Origin of the sequence: Saccharopolyspora erythraea NRRL 2338 (assembly GCF_000062885.1) — a bacterium.
In the GTDB taxonomy this organism is placed as follows: Bacteria; Actinomycetota; Actinomycetes; order Mycobacteriales; family Pseudonocardiaceae; genus Saccharopolyspora_D; species Saccharopolyspora_D erythraea.
In genome coordinates this window covers 157114-179529 of record NC_009142.1, presented here as the reverse complement: position 1 = coordinate 179529, position 22416 = coordinate 157114, and the positions used below count along the sequence as shown (strand labels likewise).

The window sequence follows — 22416 nt, the reverse complement described above, 5'->3', positions numbered from 1 at the left end:
GAGGTCATTCTTCGGATGTGTGACCTACCCGATGACACGAATGCGTCCATTCCTGCGATGCTGTGAGCGTGACCGCGGAGTCGGAGCGCTCGTCGGACGGAGCGGAGCCGGAGCTGCGGCTTGTCCTGTGCGCATTGGACGAGCCGCTGGCCGCAGCCTGGCATGAGGTGGCCGAGGGCCGGGACGGTGTCGAGGTGCACCGCGGCTCGGTGCTCGACATGCCGGTGGACGCGGTGGTCAGCCCCGCGAACTCGTACGGGTGGATGCGCGGCGGCATCAACGCCGTCTACGCGCGGGCCTTCCCCGACGTCGAGCAGCACGTGCGCAGCGCGGTGCTGGCCTACCACGGCGGCGAGCTACCCGTCGGCGAGGCGCTGCTGGTGCCGACCGGCGCGCCGGCGCCGCCCTGGCTGTTCAGCTCTCCCACGATGCGGGAGCCCGGTGAACGCCTTCCCGCCGACACCGTGCACCCCTACCTGTGCGCGAGGGCCGTGCTGCGGCTGTGGGCGGGCGGTGCGCTGGAGAACGGCGTGCTGGTGCGCGACTTCGTGCGCTCGATCGCGATGCCCGGCCTCGGCACCGGCGTGGGCGGTGCCGCGCCGGAGCTGTGCGCGCGGCAGGTCGCGGCGGCGTGGGACGAGGTCTTCGCCCACGTCGAACACCGCTGACGCCCCCTGTGCCGGCGCCCCGGGCGTGACCGACCCCGGACAGGCGCGAGGGCCCGCGCGTCGCGGGCCCTCAGCACTTCGGAGCACCGGGTCGACCCGGTGCGGCGTCAGTTCAGCTCGGCCTTGCCGTCGCCCTGGCGCCGGTCGGCGATCTGGATCTTGGTCGGGGCGGGCGCGGGCTTGCTGACCTCGTGCACCCGCACCTCGAGCACCCCGCGGTCGTAGTTCGCCTCGACCTGCTCGGCCGTCACGCCCTCCGGCAGGTTGAACTCCCGCCGGAACGCACCGGTGCGGATCTCGCGCAGCAGCACCGCGCCGTCCTCACCGCTGGTCTTCTCGGTGCGGCGCTGTCCGCTGATCGACAGCCGGCCGTCGGTGACCTCCACCTCGACGTCCTGGGCGATGTCCACGCCCGGCAGCTCCAGCTTGATCACCACGTCCGAACCGTCGCGCTCGACGTTGGTGGCCGGGACGAAGCCCTCGACGCCCTGGCTGCCGAAGAACCGGCGGCTGATGCTGTCGAAGTCGCGGTCCATCTGGCGGACCAGGTTGCCGAACGGGTCCCAGCTCGACCTGCGAACCAGAGTCATCTCGATCCTCCTGCGTTTCGCTGCCGGCTCCTTCCACCGGCTCACATCCCTACCAACGGCGCTGGCCGTCTTCTTGTTCCCGAGTCTGTAACCAAACTTGAGCGCAGTCAACTCAAGGATGTGCGAGGCAGGCGAGACGGGCTGACACTGAGTACCGTCGGCGGCACCGGACGTACCTGAGGAGGCCCGCAGATGCTCATCCGCCGTTTGGCCCGCCCGCTGCTGGCGACGACGTTCATCTACGGCGGCGTGCAGGCGCTTCGCGATGTGCCCAGCCACGCCAAGGCCGCGAGTCCACTGCTGGAGAAGACCACGGGCAAGGTCCGCGACTCGCTGCCCGAGCAGGTGCCCACCGATCCCGAGACGCTGGTCCGCATCGACGCGATGGTGAAGATCGGCGCCGGCACGATGCTGGCGCTGGGCAAGTTCCCCCGCCTGGCCTCGCTGCTGCTGGCGGGCAGCGTCGTGCCCACGACGCTGGCCGGGCACCCGTTCTGGGAGATCTCCGACCCTGAGCAGCGCCAGAGCCAGCAGATCCACTTCTACAAGAACCTCGGGCTGCTCGGCGGCCTGCTGATCTCGGCCGTCGACACCGGGGGCAAGCCGTCGGTCGGCTACCGCGCGCGCCACACGGCGCAGCGTGCACGCCACACGGCGCACAAGGTCTCCGAGCAAACGCACCAGGCGGTCGGCACCGGGAAGGGCAAGGGGCGCAAGAAGCGCAGGAAGTGAGCGAGATTCGGCACCTGCCCGCGACAGCGCGCGAGCGGCTCCGTAGCGTGGTGCCCGTGCCAGTGCGGGTACTGCTTGTCGATGATCACGAGGTCGTTCGCCGCGGCCTGCGCGACCTGCTGGACACCGAGGACGACGTCGAGATCGTCGCCGAGGCGGGCGGGGTCGACGAGGCGCTGGTCCGCGCCCGCAGCGTCGAACCGGACGTCGCGGTCGTGGACATGCGGCTCCCCGACGGAGACGGCCTGGAGCTGTGCCGTCGGCTGCGCGCCCTCGACCCCGCCCCCTACTGCCTGGTGCTGACCGCGTTCGACGACGAGCAGGCGCTGGTCGGCGCGATCAACGCCGGCGCGTCGGGCTACCTGCTCAAACAGGTGCGCGGGCAGGACCTGGTCAACGCCGTGCGGGAGGTGGCCGCGGGCCGTTCGCTGCTCGACCCGGTCACCACCGCGCGGGTGCTTGACCGCCTGCGCCAGTCCACCAGCCCCGTCCCGGACGAGCTCGACGCGCTCACCGAGCGCGAGCGCAAGGTGCTGGAGCTGATCGGCGAGGGCCTGACCAACCGGCAGATCGCAGAGCGGCTGTTCCTGGCGGAGAAGACGGTCAAGAACTACGTCACGGCGGTGCTGGCCAAACTCGGCATGGAGCGCCGCACGCAGGCCGCGGCGTGGGTGGCGCGGCGGCAGAGCCACACCTAGCGCTTCTGGCGGTTGAGTAGCAGGCCGACGACGATGCCGACGAGCATGACCGCGACGAGCGCGGTCCACAGCGGCATGGTCACGACCGGCACGAAGACCCTGATGTCGACGACGTGCCGGTTCTCCAGGATGAAGACCACCGCGAGCGCGACGAGCACGAGCCCCGTCACCACCCGCGGAGACACCCCGCGGGACCGCTTCTCCGGCCGGTTCTGCTTGACCATGAGGGCTCCTAGCCGCTCTTGGGCCCAGTATGCGCGCTCACGCCGCGTCTTCCCAGGGCAGAAGGCCCCGGAAGCGGCAGCCCAGCGGCACTTCACAGGTGACCGTAGTGCCTTGCCATGAAAGGTTCCTTGCGGCGAGTCGTTTCAATTGCCCTTTCGCCCCGAAAAGCAGGGGAGAAATACCCGCAGACCGTCGCGGACTGCGATGCATGCGCTACCGTACGTACATGCGCAAGCCGATCGACCTACCCCCTGAGAACGGCTTGGGCTTTTGAGTGGGGCGCGCCCTATCCCCCCGTGCGCCCCACTCATCCCTGTCCCCAGAAAAAGAAACCTGGCCCTGCCGTCCCAGGAAGGACGGCAGGGCCAAGTCGTGATCTCCATGGCCAACCACAATGGCCGAACCCAGGCAAAAAGCCCACCCGGCCATCGCCATGAATACATTCGCCAGCGATATTTTGCCCCGCTATCGCCGGTTCCACATTCCCCACTTGCTCGAAGCAACGAGCTTGAAACTCCCCGCTTCGAGCAAGCGGCCATGAGACTGGTGAGCACCGCCGTTCTCCACCAATACCGTCTCGTGTCGAGCAGCATAAGGAAGCGGCCAAAGGAGCCGCAAGAGCAACTCGGGCAGCCAAAGATGCCCCTACTTCTCTCCACCGCTGCCGCGGCCAGGGAGCACCTCGCGGGCGTTCCCCGCGGTACCGGACCGGACGGAGCCGACAGCGGACAATCGCCACCGGCTACGTCAAAAGTGGGACTAGCCACGTAAAGACGACACATCGTGCCGCCGCACTACTTCGGCAGGCTTGCCAAGCCGGCACTACGCAGCCGGGTTCAGCGCAAACGAATTCCTTGCTCCACGGCGCTTCGGGAGTCCCCGGCCGACTCGTACGACCACGCGAACCCCCAACCACCATATGGACGTGCTGTTCGACAGCGGCCGCACACTGTCCAGGTACGCACAGTTCATTGCCCAATACCACTATGAGCCACTGGAGAAGGCGATGGCTGATCCGGCCGGAATGGTGTAAGCGAACCAAGCCGGCTTCCGCACGCGGGCCTACGATTACCAAATCCGTTCAGCGGCCCGGCGGTTTTGCCGCGCACCGCTACATGCGCTGGACTTCTACCGCAAACTCGTCGATGTCACCAAGGGAATACCGGACGGACTGGTCCACCGGCATCCGCCACACCCGCGTCTTTCCAGGGCAGAAGGCCCCGGAAGCGCTCAGCCCAGCGGCACTTCCCAGGTGACCGTGGTGCCGCTGTCCGGGGACGAGGTGATCACACAGCGGCCCCCGGCCGCCGTGGCGCGCTCCTCCAGGTTGCGCAGGCCGCGCTTGGAGACGTCGCGGGGCACGCCGCAGCCGTCGTCGACGACCTGGAGCAGCAGGCCGTAGGGCGTGCGGCGGACGCGGACCAGGACGCTGCGCGCCCCGGAGTGGCGGACCACGTTCGACAGCGCCTCGCGCAGCGCGGCGCGGGCGTGGTCGGCCACCGCGACCGGCACGTCGGAGAGGTCGCCCTCGATGTCCAGCTTCGGCGGCCTGCCCAGCAGCTCACCGGCGATGCGGACCTCCGAGCGCATCGACTCGGCGAGGTCCGGCGCCTGCGCCGGGGTGCCCGGATCGGCCGAGGTCAGCGTCCGCACGGTGGCCCGGACCTCGGCGATCGTCTGGTCGATCTGGTCCATCGTCTCGGCCAGCCGCCTGGCGTCGGGGGTGTCGAGCCTGCCGTCGAGCCGCCGCTCCAGGACCTCCAGCTGCACGCCCGCCGCGTACAGCCGCTGCACGATCACGTCGTGCAGGTCGCGGGCGATGCGCTCGCGCTCCTGGTAGACGGCGATGCGCTGGCGCGCGGTCGAGCCCTCGGCGAGTACCAGCGCCATGCCCGCCTGCGCGGCGAACGCGGTCAGCACGTCGACCGCGACCCTGGTGAACGTGCTGGCGCCGCGCCTGCGGTAGACCGCCAGCGCGCCCAGGCGCCGCTCGCGGGTACCGAACGGCGCCGCCGCGAACGGGCCGTAGACCCGCAGCGCGGCGGGCACGTACGGCGCGGTGATGGGGTCGTCGATGACGTCGTCGACGACGACGGCCACGCCGCTGCGGGCGACGCGGGCGGCCGCCGAGCGGGTGGACAGCACCGCGCCGACCGGGTCGGCCAGCGGCACGGTCGAGGACGGACCGCCGTAGGCGGCCTCGACGGTGAGCCTGCCGTCGTCGCCCCGGACCATCACCAGGCACAGGTCGGCTTCGGCGAGCGCGGCGGCCTTGCGGACGACCATCGGCAGGACGGTCTCCGGGTCCTCGGCCGACAACGCGACGGTGGTGATCTCCGTCGACGCCGCGAGCATCTGCCTGGCAAGGGTCGAGTCCATGACATCCACGAGGCTATATCTCCTGGTAGGGCCTGGATCGATTCGACAGCGGGATCGGGTGAAGGTCACAGCCGCCACCCCGTGGCGGCGGTGGGGAGGGGGAGCGCCGCGGTCCCGAGCGGGCGGGTGGTGTCGGCTGTGGGGCGGTGCCGGGCCACGACGCGGCAGGCGGCTCCGGTGTGGTGACGGCATGCCGCGGAGCCAGCGGCACTGTGCCGGACCCGGGTCGCGACGCGGCACATGGTTCCGGACGTGAGGCGGCACGCCGCACAGGCAGCGGCATCGCGCCTGGTCCCGGCCGCGCCGCGGCTTCCTGCACGGGCGGCACGGCGGTTCCGGACCATGGCCGCGAGACGTCGGCGTCCGCCGCCGACCTCGCCGACACGGCGCACCCAAGGCCCCTACCGCGCGCGAAGCGCATGCCGCGGCGCACTCCGGCCGCGTAAGAACGCGACGCGGGGCTCACGCCCCTACCACCGCCCTGCCGGCTCCCGGCCGGGCGGAAGCGTCGCGGAGCACGGTGACCTCGCCGCCTTCGACCCGCAGCACGATGTCGGCGTGGTCGGTCTCGGCCCATCGGTGCGTCACGTGCACGACGGTCCGGCCGCGGAGGGCTTCGTGCAGCCGCTCCAGCAGCGCCTCGGACGTCGGCACGTCCAGATGCGCGGTCGGCTCGTCGAGGAGCACCACCTCCGCGTCGCTGGCGAGCAGCGCCCGCGCGAGGGCGACGCGCTGCGCCTCGCCGCCGGAGAGCGCGGCGCCGCCGGACTCCACCAGGTGGTCGAGCCCCCAGCCGGGGAGCCCCGCCAGCCGCAGCGCCTCCGCCAGTTCGTCGTCGGTCGCGCGGGGCGCGGCGACCCGCAGGTTCTCCCGGATGGTCGTCGACACCAGTTGCGCGTCCTGCGGGCACCACGAGACCGCCGCCGGGGCGCGCACCTCACCACGCTCGGCGCGCAGGAAGCCGAGCAGCAGCGCCAGCAACGTCGACTTCCCACCGCCGGACGGACCGACGACGGCGACGTGCGCGCCGGCGGGAACCCGGAGGTCCACGTCGCGCAGCGCGGGCTCCTCCGACCCCGGCCAACGCACGCGGACGCCGGTGAGCGCGATGTCCTCGTCCGCCACCGGGGCGACCCCTCCGGTGGGCTCCTCCGCCGCCAGCAGCGGCGCGACGCGCGCCTGCGCTTCGCGCAGCGAGCGCCACTGCTGCGCCGCCGGCGGCAGCAGCGCGACGGCTTCCGCCGCCGCGAGCGGCACCAGCGCCAGCAGCGGCGCCAGCTCGGGCGCCAGGCGGCCTCCGGCCACCGCCTGCGCCCCGAGCCACGCGCCTCCGAGCACCGCCGCGCCCACCAGCAGGGTGACGACCGCGGTGGCGCTGCCCGCGCCGAAGGCGGCGCGGCGGGCCCGCGCGGCCAGCCGCGCGTCCTCGTCGGCGAGCCGGGCGCGGCGCTGCCGGTCCGCGCCGAAGGCCAGCAGTTCCGCCGCGCCGTCGAGGAGCTCGAGCACCTGCGCCGCGACCCGGCGGCGGCCGCGCGCCGCGACCGTGGTCGCCCGGCGGTCGGCCAGCACCGCGGCGACGGGCCCGGCGATGCCCGCCACGAGCAGGCAGCCCGCGAGCAGCGCACCGGCGGCGGGGAGCACGGCGGTCTGGATCGCGACCGCGCCGATGGCGACGACCAGCGCGATCAGCGGTGGTACGAGCACGCGCGGCACCAGGTCGCGGACGGCGTCGACGTCGTCCACGAGCCGCGCGACGCCGTCGCCGCGCCGCAGTCCGGCGCTGCGGACCGGTCCGATGCGCACCAGCGCGTCCCAGAGCCGGCAGCGGAGCCGGCCGGAGAGGCGGAAGGCGGCGTCGTGCGTGACGAGCCGTTCGAGGTAGCGCAGCGCCGCGCGGGAGAGCGCGAAGGTGCGCACGCCGACCACGGCGACCGAGAGCATGAGGACCGGCGGCTGCTGGGAGGCGCGGGCGATCAGCCACGCCGAGGTCGCGGCCAGCGCGAGCCCGGACAGCAGCGACAGCCCGCCCAGGGCCACGCCGGTCAGCGTCCGCGGGCTGAGCAGCTCGCGGATCCGGCCACGTGCCTCCGGCAGGTCGATCGCCGCGTGCGGCCGGGAGACCTCGGCGGAGGCCGCCTCTTCGGCCTCGGCCCGGGGGCGGTGGCTGGCGAGGATGACGGTGGTGCCGCGGTCGGCCGCCGCGCGGACGGCGGAGTCGACGCGGTGGGCCGTCGCGGCGTCCAGATGCGCCGTCGGTTCGTCGAGCAGCAGCACCCGCGCGCCGCCGTGCAGCCGCAGCAGCGCGCGTGCCACGGCGACCCGCTGGCGTTCGCCGGTGGACAGCTCGTCGATCCGGCGGTCGACCAGGTGCGCACCTGCGACGTCGGCGAGCACCGACTCCGCGAGCGCGCGGTCGACGGTGACGTCGGAGTCGGCCACGGCCAGGCGGAGTTCGTCGAGAACGGTGCCGCCGGTGAAAACCGGCCGCTGCGGCACCCAGGCGAGCAGCCGCCGCCACTCGCGCGGGTCCAGGTCGGCGATGTCGACGCCCCCGCAGGTGATGCCGCCGCTCTCCGGGGAGGCGAAGCCGAGCAGAGCGGCGAAGGTGGTCGACTTGCCGCTGCCGCTCGGGCCGATGCCGCCGAAACCCTCCAGCCGCAGGACCTCCCCCGGCCTGGCCGTGAAAGCGAGCCCGTCCGGCGCGTAGCCGTCGCGCCGCGCGACGCGCAGACCCGAGACCCGCACGGTGAACTCGTCCGGGAGCGATGAGCGACCCGGTCGCGCGTCACCGCTGCCTTCCACGACTTCCTCGACCCGCCGGACCGCCTCGACACCGTCCTCGCTGGCGTGGTGGGCCGCGCCCGCCGCGCGCAACGGCAGGTAGCACTCCGGCGCCAGCACGAGCACCAGCAACCCGGTCGCCAGGTCGAGATCACCCGACACCAGGCGCAGGCCGATGCCCACCGCGACCAGCGCGACCGACAGCGACGAGAACAGCTCCAGCACCAGCGCGGAGAGGAACGCGATGCGAAGCGTCGCCCCGGTCGTGCGGCGGTGGGTTTCACCGACCCTGCGAACGACCTCGCCCTGCGCCCTCGCCCGCCCGAACGCGGTGAGCACCGGCAGCGCGCGGATCAGCTCCAGCAGTTGGCCGGAAAGTCGTTGCACCGCGTCGGCGGCGCGAGCCGTCCGGCGCTCGGTGTAGCGGCCGACCAGCCACGCGAACAGCGGGATCAGCGGCACCGTGATCACGATCGCCAGCGCCGAGACCCAGTCGGAGAACAGGATCCACGCGCCCACCAGCAGCGGCACCACACCGGCCGTGACCAGCGCGGGCAGGTACTTGGTGAAGTAGGCGTCCAGCGCGTCCAGGCCCTTGGTCGCCAGCGCGGTCAGCTCGGCGGGCCCGCGTCGCCGGACCCACTCCGGTCCGCGCCGCAGCGCGGAGTCGAGCAGGGCCGCCCGCAGCTCCTCCTTCGCCCCGGCGGCCGCCCGCGCCGAGACCGCCTCGGTCGCCCAGCCGAACGCGGCCCGCGCGACGACCGCGCCGGCGAGCACCACCAGCTCGTCGCCGATCGCGGTGGTCCCGGTGGTCACCACCGCCGCCAGCGCGGTCGCCAGCGCCCACGCCTGCACGATCAGCGCGACCGCGTTGCCCAGCGCCAGGGCGCCCGCCGCGACCAGCGCGCGACGCGCGGACCGCGACAGCTTCGGCAGCGCTCCGTTCGGGCTCATGAGGGCGCGTGCACCTTCGGGATGTGCTTGGTGCCGATCCGCTTGCGGAACACCCAGTAGGTCCAGCCCTGGTAGACCAGCACCGCCGGGGTGCCGAACGCCGCTACCCACGTGATGACCGCCAGCGTGTAGGGGCTCGACGCGGTTCCGGCGACCGACAGCGACCACGCCGGGTCCAGAGTGGACGGCAGCACGTTCGGCCACAACGTGCCGAACAGGCCGACGACGACGGCGGCCAGCGCGACGCCCTGCAACGCGAACGCCTGCCCGTCACGCCAGCCGCGCAGGCGCAGGAACCCGGCCGCAGCGGCAAGCACCGCGATCACCAGCGGCACCCACGTCCACGCGGTGCCCTGGGTGAACTGCGCGATCAGCACCAGCGCGGTGACCGGCAGCAGCAGCGGGACGCCGAGCCGCAGCGCGAACTTGCGGGCCCGCACCCGCAGGTCTCCCTCTGTCTTCAGCGTCACGAAGAACGCGCCGTGCAGGAGGGCGAACCCGCACACCGCCAGCGCGCCGACCACGCTCGGCAGCGAGAAGATCCCGAGCAGGCCGCCCACCCGGTCGCCGTTGGCGTCCAGCGGCAGGCCGAAGACGTTGGCCGAGAGCACCAGGCCGACGACCAGCGGCGAGATCCACGACGCCAGCACGATCACGGTGTCCCAGCCGCGCCGCCAGCGGTCGCTGTCCACCTTTCCGCGGTACTCGAAGGCCACCCCGCGCCCGATGAGCGCCAGCAGCAGCACCAGGAACGGCAGGTAGGCGGTGCTCAGCAGCGAGGCGTACCAGCCGGGGAAGGCGGCGAACGTCGCGCCCGCCGCGACGATCAGCCACACCTCGTTGCCGTCCCACACCGGCCCGATCGTGTTGATCATGACGCGCCGCTCGGACTCCTCGCGTCCGAGGAACGGCAGCAGCATGCCGACGCCGAAGTCGAAGCCCTCCAGGAACAGGTAGCCCAGCCACAGCAGAGCGATCAGGCAGAACCAGACCGTGGGCAGATCCATCAGTCGCTCCCCTCAGTACGCGAACGACAGGGCTTCATCGGACTCCTTCTTCCCCTCCGGCGGTTCCGGTGGCAGCACACCCGCGATGCCGCCGCGCACGTAGCGCACGATCAGGAAGATCTCGACGACCGCCAGCACGCCGTAGATCGAGGTCAGGCCGATCAGCGAGGTCAGCATCTCGCCCGGTGTCACGCCGGAGGACACCGCCGTCGCGGTGTACATGAACACGCCGTCGACACCGGACGGGTTCGGGTTGGGCGCCACCACGAACGGCTGCCTGCCCATCTCGGTGAAGATCCAGCCGAAGCTGTTGCCCAGGTACGGGGTGGCGATGCTGAGCACGGCCAGCGGCGTCCACCAGCGCCACTTCGGGTACCGGCCCTTGCGGGTCAGCCACAGCACCACGACCGCGCCGGCGGCGGCGACCGCCCCGAAGCCGATCATGAACCGGAAGCCCCAGTAGGTGACCGGCAGGTTCGGCACGTAGTCGACGGGCTTGCCCGCGTAGGGGCCGAGCCTCGGGTCGTCCGGGTAGTGCGAGCCGTATGCGGCCTGGTACTCGCCGATGAGCTGCTGCACGCCCCTGACCTCGCTGTGGAGGTCGCCGTTGGCCAGGTACGACAGCAGGTAGGGCACCGTGAGGCTCTTGACGTCCTCGCAGTTGGACTGGCCGACGTCGCCGATCGCGAAGATCGAGAAGCCGGCGGGCTGCTCGGTGTGGCACAGCGCCTCGGCGGAGGCCATCTTCATCGGCTGCTGCTCGAACATCAGCTTCGCCTGCAGGTCACCGGAAATCGCCAGTCCCGCGAAGGCGATCACGCCGACCCACGCGCCGAGCCGCAGCGAGCCGTGCCAGACCTTGCGGTCCTCGTTCTGCTCTTCGGTGCGGCGCTCCAGGCCGGGGTTCTTGCCGACGGTGTCGCGGTGGTGCTTCCAGATCTGCCAGGCCGAGATGCCGACCAGGAAGGCGCCGGCCACGGCGAAGCAGCCGAACACGGTGTGCGGGAACGCCGCCAGCACGGTGTTGTTGGTCAGCACCGCCCAGATCGAGTCCAGCCGCGGCCTGCCGTCGGTGAACACGATGCCCACCGGGTGTTGCATCCACGAGTTGGCGGCCAGGATGAAATACGCCGACGCGACGGTGGCCAGCGAGAACGCCCACGCGCACGCCAGGTGCACGCCCTTGGACAGCCGGTCCCAGCCGAAGATCCACAACCCCAGGAAGGTGGACTCGACGAAGAACGCGACCAGGCCCTCCATCGCCAGCGGAGCGCCGAAGACGTCGCCGACGAACCGCGAGTAGGCGCTCCAGGACATGCCGAACTGGAACTCCTGGACGATGCCGGTGACCACGCCCATGGCGAAGTTGATCAGCATCAACTTGCCCCAGAACTTGGTCATCTTGAGGTACCGACGGTCACCGGTGCGGTACCACGCCGTCTGCATCCCCGCGACCAGGATGGAAAGCCCGATGGTCAACGGCACCATCAGGAAGTGGTAGACGGTCGTGATGCCGAACTGCCAGCGTGCGATGTCGAGCAGGTCCACGCCCTACACACTGCCGGGTCGCGCGCGTGGATTCGCAGGGTCAGGGGTCCTGCCACCCGGGCCGAGAGTCCCGTGCGGACCGGGACCAAGGTCCCGCGCTCGCGGGAGCGCCGCGCATCGGCCCCAGTTGTTGTACCAACCAACCCGCAACAGCGGAAGGTCCCGGCGGGAAATCCGTCGCGGCGCCGGCCTGGAAACCGCCGCGGCACGGGATGCGTATTCCCTGGCAGATCCCGGCAAGAACCGCCGGGACGGCTCGAAGGGAACACCCATGCGCACCTCCACTCCGGCATCCTCCCGGCCTTCGCGCGCACCGGCACGGTCACCGTCCTCGACAGCGGGTAGGCGATCCGGAAAACCGTTCCGCGGTCCCGTGCGTCAGGAGTGTCGTGCGCGATCGAGAACTGAGCGACGAGCGGTTGCTCCGGAAAGTGGCGCGCGGCAACCGCTCCGCCTTCGACCAGCTCTACCAGCGCAACGCGGGCTGGATCGCGGCGCGGTTGCGCCGCCGCTGCGAGGACCCGGAGCTGGCCGCCGAGGTGCTCCAGGAGTGCTTCCTGACCGTGTGGCGCTCGGCAGGCGGGTTCGACCCCCGCAAGAACGCCGCGGCGTGGCTGTGGACCGTCGCGTCCAGCAGGCTGGTCGACGCGCACCGCCGTCGCCAGGCGCGGGTCCGGACCACCGGTGAGCCCCACGAGTCGGCGCTCACCTCGGCGTCGGCCGAAGCGGAGTACATGCGTTCGACGCTCAGCCCGGAGCTGGCCGACGCGGTGCACCGGCTGCCTCCCGAACTGCACGCGGTGCTGAAGGCGACCGTCCTCGACGGCATGACGGTCCGGGAGACCGCGGCGCTGCTCGGCATCCCGGAAGGAACCGTCAAGACCCGCGCCCGCAAAGCCCGCCACATCCTCAGGGAGGCACTCGCATGACGCACCAGCACTTCCCCGCGTCGACCCTGCGTGCCTACGCCGAGGGCGCGCTCACCGACGCCGACGCGATCGAGGACCACCTGCTCGACTGCACGGACTGCCGGCGACTGGTCAACGAGTCCGCTCTGGACGATCCGCTGGTCCAGCAGGTGCGCACCGGTCTGACCGCTCTACCCCCGCAGCCACCCCGTCCGAGCCGCTGGCGCCGGCTGCGAGTGCTGCTCAACGCCGCTCCCGCGGTGCGCGGTGCGTGGCTGTTCACCGTGCTCGCCACGTTGGCGGGCGCGGTCGCGGCCGACCTGCTCGGCGGCCCGGGCGGCGGGGTCGGCCCGTGGTGGTCCGAGCACGGTTCGGCCTTGCTGCTCGTGGCCCCCGCCCTGCCCGTGCTCGGCGTGGCGCTGTGCTTCGGCAGGCTCGGCGACCCCGCCTACGAGATCACCGCGAGCACCGCGTCCGGCGGCCTGCGCCTGGTCCTCTGGCGCACGCTCTCGGTCCTGCTGACCACCGTTCCGGCCACCGTCCTGGTCGGCACCGTCACCGGCCGGGTGACGGCCACCGCGTGGTTGCTGCCGTGCCTGGCGCTCACCGCGATGACGCTGGCGCTCGGCTCGCTGCTGCGGATCGAAGCGGCGGCCACGGCGATCGCCGTGGGCTGGCTGGTGGTCGCGGTCGGGCCGCTGCTGGCCGACCGGGTTCCGGTCGTCCTCGACCGGCCGCTGCCGCTGCTCTGGTCGGCGCTCATCGCGGTGTCGGCGTTCGTGCTCTTCCTCCACCGCACCACGTTCCACGATTCCAGGAGTTGAAAGCCTTGATCCAGATCGAGGACTTGACCGTCAGGTACCGAGCGCGCCACGCGCTCGCCGGTGTCACCGCCCGCTTCGACGTCGGCGTCAACGGACTGCTCGGACCCAACGGCGCGGGCAAGTCGACGCTGGTCCGCGTCCTGGCCACGCTGATCACGCCGACCAGCGGCTCGGCCGAGGTCCTGGGTCGCCGGCTCGACGCCGCTTCCGACCCTCGCGAGATCCGTCGCCGGCTCGGCTACCTCCCGCAGGAACTCGGCTACTACCCGAGGTTCACCGCGCGCGAGTTCGTCGAGCACTTCGCGTGGCTGAAGGAGGTTCCCGCCGCCGGGCTGCCCGACGCCGTGCCGCGCGCGCTGGAGCGCGTCGGACTCGCCGACCGCGCCGACGAGAAGATCCGGCGGCTCTCCGGCGGCATGCGGCGCCGCGTCGGCATCGCGCAGGCCATCGTCGGCGAACCGCCCGTGCTGCTGCTCGACGAGCCGGCCACCGGTCTCGACCCCGAGCAGCGGATGGAGTTCCGGCAGCTGCTGGCCGAGCTCGGCCGGCAGTCGTGCGTGATCGTCAGCAGCCACCTCGTGGAGGACGTGGCGAAGGCGTGCGACCGGATGTGGGTGCTCGACGCGGGTCGTCCGGTCTTCGAAGGCACCCCGGCCGAACTCGCCGCGGACGGCGATCTCGAAGCCGGCTACCGGGCGGTGCTGTCCTCGGCCCGGGAGGAGGCGGCATGACCGGCCGGATCATCCGCACCGAACTCGTCCGGGGCGCCGGCGGCCCGCTCGCGCTGGTCGTGCTGGCCGCCACCGCGGGTGTGCTGTTCACCAACCCGGACTGGGCGGGCAACTGGAACGGCCTGGCGATGGGCGTCCGGGGAAGCCTCCTGCTCTCGTGCCCGCTGGTGGCGATGGCCGGGACGTGGGCGGTGGGCCGGCAGCACCGGCGGCAGACCTCGGAGCTGCTGACGATCGCACCGCGTCCGCGCTGGCAGCCGTTCACCGCATCGTGGCTGGCGCTGACCGCGGGCGCCTGCCTCGGGCTGCTGGCCGGGTGGCTCACCGGCGGCGCTTTCGTCCTTCCCGTGGCCACCTACATCGGCCTCGGCTGGGTCGCGACGTTGCTGGCCTGCGTACCGGTTCTCGGGGCGTCGGCCGCGTTCGGGATGCTGGTCGGCCACTTCGTGCCGTGGCGTCTGATGACGCCGGTGACCGGCATGGTGACCGGACTCGGGATGCTGTGGACGCAGTCGTCCGTGTCGGGCGGGCTCGAGTGGCTGGGGCCCGTGGCGGGGAATTCGTGGCTGGGCGGCACCGGCTACGCGGCTACCACCAACGCGCTGCACACCGCGTGGTTCTCCGGGCTGGCGCTGACGTTCCTGGCGGTCGCCTCGCTGCGGCGCAGGATCCTGGCGCTGGTGCCCGCCGCGCTCGCGGTGGCGGCGGCGACGTCGCTCATGGCGCTGCCCCAGCACTGGACCACCGAAGCGGTCGCCGAGGAACAGGTGTGCGTCACCAACGGCGCCACCGTTTGCGGGCCTCGGTACCAGGAACACCTCTACCCGGAACTGGCGGGCCTCGCGCGACCGATGCTCGACAAGATCCGGGGTGTTCCCGGCGCACCGGCGCAGATCACCTACGGCGGCGCGGAGGGCACGACGCTGCACGAATCGACGCCCGCAGGAACCCTCGCCGACCCCGCGGACGAACGCCGGGCGCTGGCCTACTGGCTGGCCAGTGCCAACTACCGCTGTCCGGGACAGCCCTTCTCCGAAGGCTCGTCCGCCGCTGCCCGTTGGCTGCTCGAAGGCATCCCGGGCACCGAAGGCCTCATCTCCGGCGTTCCCGTTCGCGACCGGGACTGGGTGGTCAGGTACTACGCGGCCCTGGAAAGCTGCGACACCCCCGCCATGCACGAGTTGGTGGGCGAGTAGGACGAGCCGGCCGCCGCGGACCGCGTCTCGCGCTCCGCGGCGGTCCCTCACTTCAGCGCCGCGGCCACGGCCTCGGCGGTCTCCAGCACCAGCGGGCCGATCTCCTCCGGTGACACCGGCACGAGCGCCACGATCCCCACGCTCGCCCGCAGCCCCGGCACGCCGCGCACGGGCGCGGCCACGCCGAAGGCGCCGGACTGGAGCTCGCCGGTGCTGCTGACCCAGCGCGGGCCGCCCGGCGGCAGGTCCACCGCGCGGCCGGCCGCTCCCCGGTGCACCGGATGCCTGGTGCCGACCCGGTACGACACGTGGTAGTTCGTCCACGACGGCTCGACCACCGCGACCGCCTGCGCCTCGCCGCCGTCGGCGACCGTCAGGTGCACCGTCGCGCCGACCTGCTCGGCCAGTCCGCGCAGCGCGGGCAGCGACGCGACGCGCAGCTGCGGAAGCACCCGCCCGGCCAGCCACAGCACCCCGAGCCCGAGCCGCACCTTCGAACCCTCGCGGCGCACCAGACCGCGGTTCTGCAGCGGCCCGAGCAGCCGGTACACCGCGGCGCGGCTGACGCCGATGGCCGCGGCCAGGTCGCTGATCGTGGGCGCCTCGCTCTCGGCGTCGGCGACCGCCTGGAGCAGGTTGAGGCCGCGCTCCAGCGTCAGCGAGCTCTCCTTGGCCGGGGCGTCGCCGGGCGCGCGGGTCACCGGCGAACGGGTCGGCTCTGGTGTGAAGGCCATCGAGTCACCTCCGGGCCACGGCGAGGACGGTTCCGGTCACCTCGCCGAGTCCGACCACCGAACCGTCCGGGCCGGGGGCCGTGCCACCGAGTGTCACCCGGTCGCCGTCCTGCAGGAAGGTCCGCTGCTCGCCGTCTTCGAGGCTGACCGGTTCGGCCCCGCCCCAGGTCAGCTCCAGCAGGCAGCCGCGCTGCCCGCGCTCGGGCCCGGACACGGTGCCCGAGGCGAACAGGTCGCCCGGCCGCACGGGTGCGCCGTTGACGGTCATGTGCGCGAGCTGCTGCGCGGGCGACCACGCCATGTCGGCGAACCTCGGCCGGGAGAGCACGGTGTCGTTGCACCGGATCTCCAGGCTCAGGTCGAGCCCCCACGGCTCGGACTCCACCAGGTAGGACTGCAGCCCGTGCTCGGGCACCGGCGTGGGCACGCGGGCGTGCGAGAACGCCTCCAGCGGCGTGATCCAGCCCGCCAGCGAGGTGGCGAAGGACTTCGACAGGAACGGCCCCAGCGGCTGGTACTCCCAGGCCTGGATGTCGCGCGCGGACCAGTCGTTGACCAGCCCGACGCCGAACACGTGCTCCTGGATGTCGGAGGTCGCCACTCGTCCGGACGGTTCACCGCCGCAGACGAAACCCACCTCGGCCTCGAAGTCCAGCCGCCGCGTCGGGCCGAACGCGGGCTGCAGGTCGCCCGGCGCCTTGCGCTGACCGCAGGGGCGGTGCACGTCGGTGCCCGAGACGTACACCGTCCCGGCGCGGCCGTGGTAGGCGACCGGCAGGTGCGTCCAGTTCTCCAGCAGCGGCGACGAGCCCCGCCGGAAGATGTGCCCGACGTTCTCGGCGTGGTGCCGGGAGGAGTAGAAGTCGACGTAGTCGGCGACCCGGAAGGGCAGCACGAGCGTGTGCCAGTCGGTGCGCAGCAGCTCCGCGCCGGGCGGAGCGCTCCCGGCGGTGACGATCTCGGTCAGCCGCTCGCGCAGCTCCCTCCAGCTCTCCCGGCCGGCCGCGAGCAGAGGATCCAGCGAGTCGCCGTCGACCAGCTCCGGCAGCCGGGGGCCGAGCGAGCCCGCGATCCGCCGCAGCGGGAGCGCGTGCCTGCCGACCCGCACCGACACGACCGGACCCGCGGAGGTCACCAGCACGCCGTAGGGCAGCGTCTGGGGCCCGAAGGGCTTGTCGAGCGCGAACTCGGGATCCTCGATCCAGCTCACAGCAGTTCCAATCCTTCGAGGTCGGTGACCGGATCGGTCAGCGAGGCAGAGCCGTAGGAGGCGAAGACGTCGCGCACCGCCCTGGCCGCGTCGTCGGACAGCGAGCGCGCCTCGTCGGCGAGCCCGGCGTCGTCGGTGCTGCCCAGGGCTTCGCGCACATTCTTGCCCGACAGCGAGCGCGCGGTGGCGACCAGCAGGTTGAGGAAGCCGTGGTGGGTGAAGCCGGTCTCCGGGTCGGTCCGGCGGACCGCGCTGTGCACGCCCGCGGTGACCTTGAACGGGACGCCGAGCGTGCTGGCCACCGCGAGGAAGTCGGAGACGACCTCGACCGACGGGAACGACTCCGCGGTCTGGCCGCCGCAGCGCAGCTTCGGCCAGCAGCCGTGCTCGGCGACCCGTTTGATGCCGTCGAGCCAGCCGTTGGCGCCGCGGCGGGGCTCGACCACGCGGACGATGTCCTCGGGCACGAACTCCGAGACCCGTTCCAGCCAGATGTCGTCGACGTCGGACGGCGCGGGCATCTCCACCATCCGCAGCGCGAGCAGCTCCTGCCTGCCCTCGATGATCGACAGCGCCTTCGGCACCCCGCCGAGACCGGTGTCGCAGACCAGCGACAGCGCCACCGGCTCGGCGGGCTTGGCCTTGGCCAGCTCGGTGATCAGTTCGGCCAGCCGGGACGCCTGGCACAGCATCGGGCCCATCACGCCGGCGTACGGACCGCTCCGCGCCGCGAGGTGGTCGACGACCGCCTGCGGCACCGGTGCGCTGCCCGGTGGGAACAGTGCTGCGTCATCGACCAGTCGGGCGAACAGGGGCGGGATGCCGCGCGGACCGGGCGCGCGAAGCTCAACAGCGCTTGACACGGCTGACACGCTAATGCCGTACCGGCCAGTGAACAAAGGTGCCCGATAAACGAACGCCCATAGGGACCAATTCGGCACTACGGTCGGGTGGAAGACCGTTCACCGGAACGCCGCAAAGCGCCGGTGGGGGCCACAACACCCCATTGTCACGTGCCTGTGGCGCGGGCCCGCGCGCAGGGTCGGCACACGGGTAGCGCCGCTGGTCGCACCGGACGCGGCTCGCACCGCCGAGCGGCGGCCCCAGCGGCCCGCGTTCGCATGGGACGCACTGCTCCTCGCCCGCGGGGTCGCGGCCGACCGCCCGCCTCGCGCGAAAGTCCGTCCACCGCTCGGCCCGCCCGCTGGCCGCTCCCGCACCCGAGATCACTCCGATCGGGTGGTTCTCGCCGAATCCGGCGTCCGACCGGCGCCCGCCGTGCGTCATCGGGGTGACCAGCCGCGTGGTGCGTCCGCACGCCGTACCGGCTCCGCCGGACACGGTTCTCACCTCCTGGCGGAGAAGTCGACTTCCACCCGCAGGTCATCTAAGTTAGGGTTACCTAAGTTGGAGGTGAGCAGTGGGCGAGAAGACGACCCGCCGACCGGCGCTGCCGAGCCCGGCGGAACGGGCCAGGACGATCGCCAGACGCGGCGGCAAGGGGGTGCTGATGCCCTCCGGCGAGAACTCGGCGCGGATCGCGCCTCTCCTGCACCACGTGCACCCGGACGGCGCCGCGACCGTGCTGCTGGCCGACGAACACCCCCTCATCGCGTCGGCCTGGCAGGCCCCGCGCGGCGAGCTGACCGCGATGCTGGAGGTGGCCGACCCGACGCCGGTCCGGCTCCGCGAGCCGGTGCGCGGCCTGCTGTGGCTCACCGGCTGGCTGCGCGTGCTGGAGCCGGAGCAGGCGCGCGCCGAGGTCGTCCGGGTCGCCGAGCAGCGGCCGGACTCCCGTCTGCTCGACGCCGGGCACGGCGCGAGCGTGCTGCGGCTGGAGTCGGCGTCGATGGTGCTCGCCGACGCCGAAGGCACCGCCTCGGTGCAACCCGAGGACTTCCTGGCCGCGAGCCCCGACCCGTTCTGCCTGATGGAGGACGGCTGGCTGCGGCACCTCGAGCTGTCGCACCGCGACGTCGTCGGCCTGCTCGCCCGCCACCTGCCGGAGCGCCTGCGCGGCGGGCACATCCGGCCGCTGGGGCTGGACAAGTACGGCCTGCGGCTGCGAGTGGAGTCCGCCGACGGCGACCACGACGTCCGGCTGGCGTTCTCCCGGACGGTCACCGACGCCGAACACCTCGGCGTCGAGCTGCGCCGGCTCGTGGGCTGCCCGTTCCTCGCCCAGCAGCGCCAGGGCTGACGCCCTGCCTTCGGTCTTCGAATCGGCGCAGCCGCTTGGCCCGCGACCGGCACGGCCGCGCAAGGGGCCAGGCCCTGCGCTTCAGTACCGTTCGCCGGAGGTCGGCACGGTCCGGATGCGGCCCTCCCGGTAGTGCAGCGGCTCGGTGTCGTCACCGAGGAGCAGCGCCTCCTCCACCGGCAGCCTGCGGGTGACCACCCAGAGGAACGAGTGCGCGGCGGTCCACGCGTCGGCCGGGCCGCCCGCGTCGACGAACCGCACCCGCGTGGCGTCCGCGCCTTCCCTGGTCACCTCCACCAGCACGCCGTCGCGCATGCCGACCAGCTCGGCGGGCCCGACCGGCCCGTCCAGGGTGTCGAAGGGGCGCAACGACTCCAGCGTCCGGGCGATCAGACGACTGTCGGTCCACCCCCACAGGAACACTCGATACCCGTCCATTCCGCTCCTCACGACGGCTCGCCGTTGCAGGGGTGCCGCAAATCGGACGGGAACCGCGCGGGACTCGTTCCCTCCGCCACTTCCACAGTTTTGCCAGTTCTCCCCCCACCGCTGGGCGTCGGCCGACGCCGGAGCCCCGGGTAGGGTCCGCGAGGTGAGTGGCAAGCTGCGCGCATGGTTGGCCCCGGGTCGTCCCGGCACCCCGGAAGTGATCACCGACCCGGCCGAGCGCAGGGCACTCGTCATCGAGCTCCTCATCGTCTTCGCGGTGACGCTCGGCCTCTCCGCGCTGCAGAGCCTGCTCTCGCTGCTGGACGCGCTGATGCGCCCGGAGCCGCTGGCCGACCAGGCCGTCGCGATCAACGTCCCCCGCGCGGAGCTCGGCCTGCTGGACATGGCGCAGCAGCTCGCCGGCGTCCTGCGCCTGTGCGCGTGGGGCGCGCTCGGGGTCTACCTGCTGTGGCGGGGCGGGATCGCGCTGCGCAGCGTCGGCCTGGACCGCTCCCGCCCGCTGCGCGACGCGCTCGGCGGCGTCGGCCTGGCCGCCCTGATCGGCGTGCCGGGCCTGGGCCTGTACCTCGTCGCGCACGCGCTCGGGCTGAGCCTCACCGTGCAGCCGTCCACTTTGGACGAAGCGTGGTGGCGGGCGCCGGTTCTCGTGCTGGCCGCCTTCGGCAACTCCTTCGCCGAAGAGGTCCTGATGATCGCCTACCTGCTGACCCGGCTGCGCCAGCTCGGCTGGGGCGAGAACCGGGCGCTCTGGGCCTCGTCGGTGCTGCGCGGGGCCTACCACCTCTACCAGGGCTTCGGCGGGTTCGTCGGCAACGTGGTGATGGGCCTGGTCTACGGCAGGGCGTGGCAGCGCACCGGCCGGATCTGGCCGCTGGTCGCCGGCCACGCGCTGATCGACGTCGTGGCGTTCGTCGGCTACGCCGCGCTGCGCGGCCGGGTGGGCTGGCTGCCCTGATCCGACCGAAAACCGTACGCAACGAATAGCCGCTCAACGCGCTTCGACACTTAACGTTCGATCGAATTCGCCTTCGAACACTGGCGTTTCCGATCGTCAGAGCTAGGCTTCGGGCCGTGAGCGAACCACACGTGCAGAGCGAGGTCGGCCCGCTGCACACGGTGCTCCTGCACCGTCCGGGCAACGAGCTCAAGCGGCTCACGCCGCGCAACAACGATCAGCTCCTGTTCGACGCGATCCCGTGGGTGGACCGCGCCCAGGAGGAGCACGACGCCTTCGCCGAGACGCTGCGGGGCCGGGGCGTGGAGGTGCTGCTGCTGCACGAGCTGCTCGCCGAGACGCTGACCGACACCCGCGCCCGCGCCGCGGCGGTGCACTCCGGCGTCGACGAGCTCAAGGTCGGCACCGACATCGCCGACACCCTGCGCTCGCACCTGTCCAGCGCGGACGCCCCTGCGCTGGCCGAGGTGCTCATCGCCGGGATGACCTTCGAGGAGCTGCCCGCGTCGGAGGGCCAGTCGCTGGTGCGCCGCATGCACCACCCGCACGACTTCGCCATCGAGCCGCTGCCGAACCTGCTGTTCACCCGCGACTCGTCGGCGTGGGTTGGCGACCGGGTGGCCATCGCGGCGCTGGCGATGCCCGCGCGGCGGCGCGAGTCGGCGCTGACCGACCTCGTCTACGCCTACCACCCGCGGTTCTCGCACTGCGCCCGCGCGTACGGCGCGCACTCCGCGCCGGTCGAGGGCGGCGACGTCCTGCTGCTCTCCCCTGGCGTGGTGGCCATCGGCGTCGGCGAGCGCACCACGCCCGCCGGGGCGGAGTCGTTCGCGCGGTCGGTGTTCGCCGACGACCTCGCCCACACCGTGCTCGCCGTGCCGATAACGCAGCAGCGCGCGTCGATGCACCTGGACACCGTGTGCACGATGGTCGACCGCGACGCCGTGGTCATGTACCCGGCGATCCAGGACTCGCTGACCGCGTTCTCGCTGCGCCCCCGCGACGGCGGGATCGACGTGTCCGGACCGCAGCCGTTCCTCACCGCGGCGGCCGAGGCGATGGAGATCGACCACCTGCGCGTCATCGACACCGGGCTCGACCCGGTGACCGCCGAGCGGGAGCAGTGGGAGGACGGCAACAACACCCTCGCCGTCGCCCCCGGCGTCGTCGTCGCCTACGAGCGCAACGCGGAGACCAATGCCCGCCTGGAGGAGGCCGGGATCGAGGTGCTGCGCATCAGCGGCTCCGAGCTCGGCTCCGGCCGCGGCGGCCCCCGGTGCATGTCCTGCCCCATCATTCGCGAAGTGCTCTGAGCACGTGCGCAACCGTTCGCCAGGAGCCGCGGTTCCTCTTTTCCGGAACCGCGGCCCGGCGCGGGAACTATTGCCGAGAACACAGCGGGACCGGGAATTCGGAACGCCCCCGCCCCGCCAGGCCATTCGAACGGTGGCCCATGCCGCACAGAACGTGATCAATATTCACCTGCGGCGGCTGTGACCAGCGGATATCCAGCCGCGACAAGCCTGAGGTTTGCCTAACCGAAATAAGGTGAACAAAACCTATATAAGGCAAGCCGAAACAATTGTAGGCGACCCTGATAAATGCGTCTTGACTGATTCCAGAGTA

20 protein-coding genes are annotated in these 22416 nt (G+C 72.3%); 10 read left to right on the top strand and 10 right to left on the bottom strand.

Translation table 11 applies throughout. From position 1 onward, the window contains the following. Positions 1-68: 68 nt before the first annotated feature. Positions 69-668, top strand: a complete 600-nt coding sequence (locus tag SACE_RS00720; RefSeq protein ID WP_143538045.1) for a macro domain-containing protein — start codon at positions 69-71, stop codon at positions 666-668. Positions 669-775: 107 nt separating this feature from the next. Here SACE_RS00720 and SACE_RS00715 read toward each other — a convergent pair whose 3' ends face one another. Next, a complete protein-coding gene (locus SACE_RS00715) occupies positions 776-1258 on the bottom strand; it encodes an Hsp20/alpha crystallin family protein (RefSeq protein WP_009944976.1) in 483 nt (160 codons plus the stop codon). A 192-nt stretch (positions 1259-1450) separates the two neighbouring features. Here SACE_RS00715 and SACE_RS00710 point away from each other — a divergent pair, with 192 nt between their 5' ends. Both SACE_RS00710 and SACE_RS00705 read left to right on the top strand, forming a co-directional pair. Next, positions 1451-1990: a DoxX family protein gene (locus SACE_RS00710; RefSeq protein WP_009944977.1), complete on the top strand. Its 540-nt coding sequence runs from the start codon at positions 1451-1453 to the stop codon at positions 1988-1990. Between the two features lie 56 nt (positions 1991-2046). Beyond that, complete coding sequence (locus SACE_RS00705) at positions 2047-2688, top strand: response regulator (protein WP_029621489.1); 642 nt, start codon at positions 2047-2049, stop codon at positions 2686-2688. Here SACE_RS00705 and SACE_RS00700 read toward each other — a convergent pair. From SACE_RS00700 to SACE_RS00680, 5 genes are all read right to left on the bottom strand, one after another. Beyond that, positions 2685-2912, bottom strand: coding sequence for a LapA family protein (locus SACE_RS00700; RefSeq protein WP_009944981.1), 228 nt, complete (start codon positions 2910-2912; stop codon positions 2685-2687). The two genes, SACE_RS00705 and SACE_RS00700, sit on opposite strands and share 4 nt — an antisense overlap. Before the next feature lie 1231 nt (positions 2913-4143). Beyond that, positions 4144-5292, bottom strand: a complete 1149-nt coding sequence (locus SACE_RS00695; RefSeq protein WP_009944983.1) for a GAF domain-containing sensor histidine kinase — start codon at positions 5290-5292, stop codon at positions 4144-4146. A gap of 462 nt (positions 5293-5754) precedes the next feature. Beyond that, positions 5755-9027: a thiol reductant ABC exporter subunit CydD gene (cydD, locus tag SACE_RS00690; protein WP_011872954.1), complete on the bottom strand. Its 3273-nt coding sequence runs from the start codon at positions 9025-9027 to the stop codon at positions 5755-5757. Beyond that, positions 9024-10034: a cytochrome d ubiquinol oxidase subunit II gene (gene cydB, locus SACE_RS00685; RefSeq protein ID WP_009949265.1), complete on the bottom strand. Its 1011-nt coding sequence runs from the start codon at positions 10032-10034 to the stop codon at positions 9024-9026. The genes cydD and cydB overlap by 4 nt, the downstream gene beginning before the upstream one ends. Positions 10035-10046: 12 nt before the next feature. Continuing rightward, positions 10047-11582, bottom strand: a complete 1536-nt coding sequence (locus tag SACE_RS00680; protein ID WP_009949267.1) for a cytochrome ubiquinol oxidase subunit I — start codon at positions 11580-11582, stop codon at positions 10047-10049. Between the two features lie 389 nt (positions 11583-11971). On the opposite strand from SACE_RS00680, the gene SACE_RS00675 reads away from it, so the two are divergent. From SACE_RS00675 to SACE_RS00660, 4 genes are read left to right on the top strand one after another with little or no spacing between them, the layout of a single operon-like run. Further along, the gene (locus SACE_RS00675) at positions 11972-12511 is read left to right on the top strand and encodes an RNA polymerase sigma factor (protein WP_372491226.1); all 540 of its coding nucleotides are present in this window, start codon (positions 11972-11974) and stop codon (positions 12509-12511) included. Next, positions 12508-13314: an anti-sigma factor family protein gene (locus SACE_RS00670; protein ID WP_009949269.1), complete on the top strand. Its 807-nt coding sequence runs from the start codon at positions 12508-12510 to the stop codon at positions 13312-13314. The genes SACE_RS00675 and SACE_RS00670 overlap by 4 nt, the downstream gene beginning before the upstream one ends. A 5-nt stretch (positions 13315-13319) precedes the next feature. Then, entirely contained in the window at positions 13320-14045 is a 726-nt protein-coding gene (locus tag SACE_RS00665) for an ABC transporter ATP-binding protein (RefSeq protein WP_009949270.1), read from the top strand. Then, positions 14042-15241, top strand: a complete 1200-nt coding sequence (locus SACE_RS00660) for a hypothetical protein (RefSeq protein ID WP_009949272.1) — start codon at positions 14042-14044, stop codon at positions 15239-15241. The genes SACE_RS00665 and SACE_RS00660 overlap by 4 nt, the downstream gene beginning before the upstream one ends. A gap of 47 nt (positions 15242-15288) precedes the next feature. Here the strand turns inward: SACE_RS00660 and SACE_RS00655 are convergent, their stop codons facing one another. Genes SACE_RS00655 through SACE_RS00645 form a run of 3 tightly spaced genes read right to left on the bottom strand, consistent with a single transcriptional unit; the run spans position 15289 to position 18048 of the window. Continuing rightward, positions 15289-15975 (bottom strand): IclR family transcriptional regulator, encoded by a 687-nt coding sequence (locus SACE_RS00655; protein ID WP_009949273.1) that lies wholly within the window; start codon positions 15973-15975, stop codon positions 15289-15291. Between the two features lie 4 nt (positions 15976-15979). Continuing rightward, positions 15980-17185: a fumarylacetoacetate hydrolase family protein gene (locus SACE_RS00650; RefSeq protein WP_009949274.1), complete on the bottom strand. Its 1206-nt coding sequence runs from the start codon at positions 17183-17185 to the stop codon at positions 15980-15982. Next, positions 17182-18048: a hypothetical protein gene (locus SACE_RS00645; protein ID WP_170108593.1), complete on the bottom strand. Its 867-nt coding sequence runs from the start codon at positions 18046-18048 to the stop codon at positions 17182-17184. The genes SACE_RS00650 and SACE_RS00645 overlap by 4 nt, the downstream gene beginning before the upstream one ends. A 557-nt stretch (positions 18049-18605) precedes the next feature. Between SACE_RS00645 and SACE_RS00640 the strand changes: the two genes are divergently transcribed. Further along, positions 18606-19385 (top strand): DUF2470 domain-containing protein, encoded by a 780-nt coding sequence (locus SACE_RS00640; protein WP_009949277.1) that lies wholly within the window; start codon positions 18606-18608, stop codon positions 19383-19385. Between the two features lie 81 nt (positions 19386-19466). Here SACE_RS00640 and SACE_RS00635 read toward each other — a convergent pair whose 3' ends face one another. After that, positions 19467-19823: a hypothetical protein gene (locus tag SACE_RS00635; RefSeq protein ID WP_231849894.1), complete on the bottom strand. Its 357-nt coding sequence runs from the start codon at positions 19821-19823 to the stop codon at positions 19467-19469. Positions 19824-19977: 154 nt separating this feature from the next. Here SACE_RS00635 and SACE_RS00630 point away from each other — a divergent pair, with 154 nt between their 5' ends. Both SACE_RS00630 and SACE_RS00625 read left to right on the top strand, forming a co-directional pair. Then, complete coding sequence (locus SACE_RS00630) at positions 19978-20790, top strand: CPBP family intramembrane glutamic endopeptidase (protein WP_011872953.1); 813 nt, start codon at positions 19978-19980, stop codon at positions 20788-20790. Between the two features lie 131 nt (positions 20791-20921). Next, positions 20922-22103, top strand: coding sequence for an arginine deiminase (locus SACE_RS00625; protein WP_009949280.1), 1182 nt, complete (start codon positions 20922-20924; stop codon positions 22101-22103). Positions 22104-22416 lie beyond the last annotated feature (313 nt).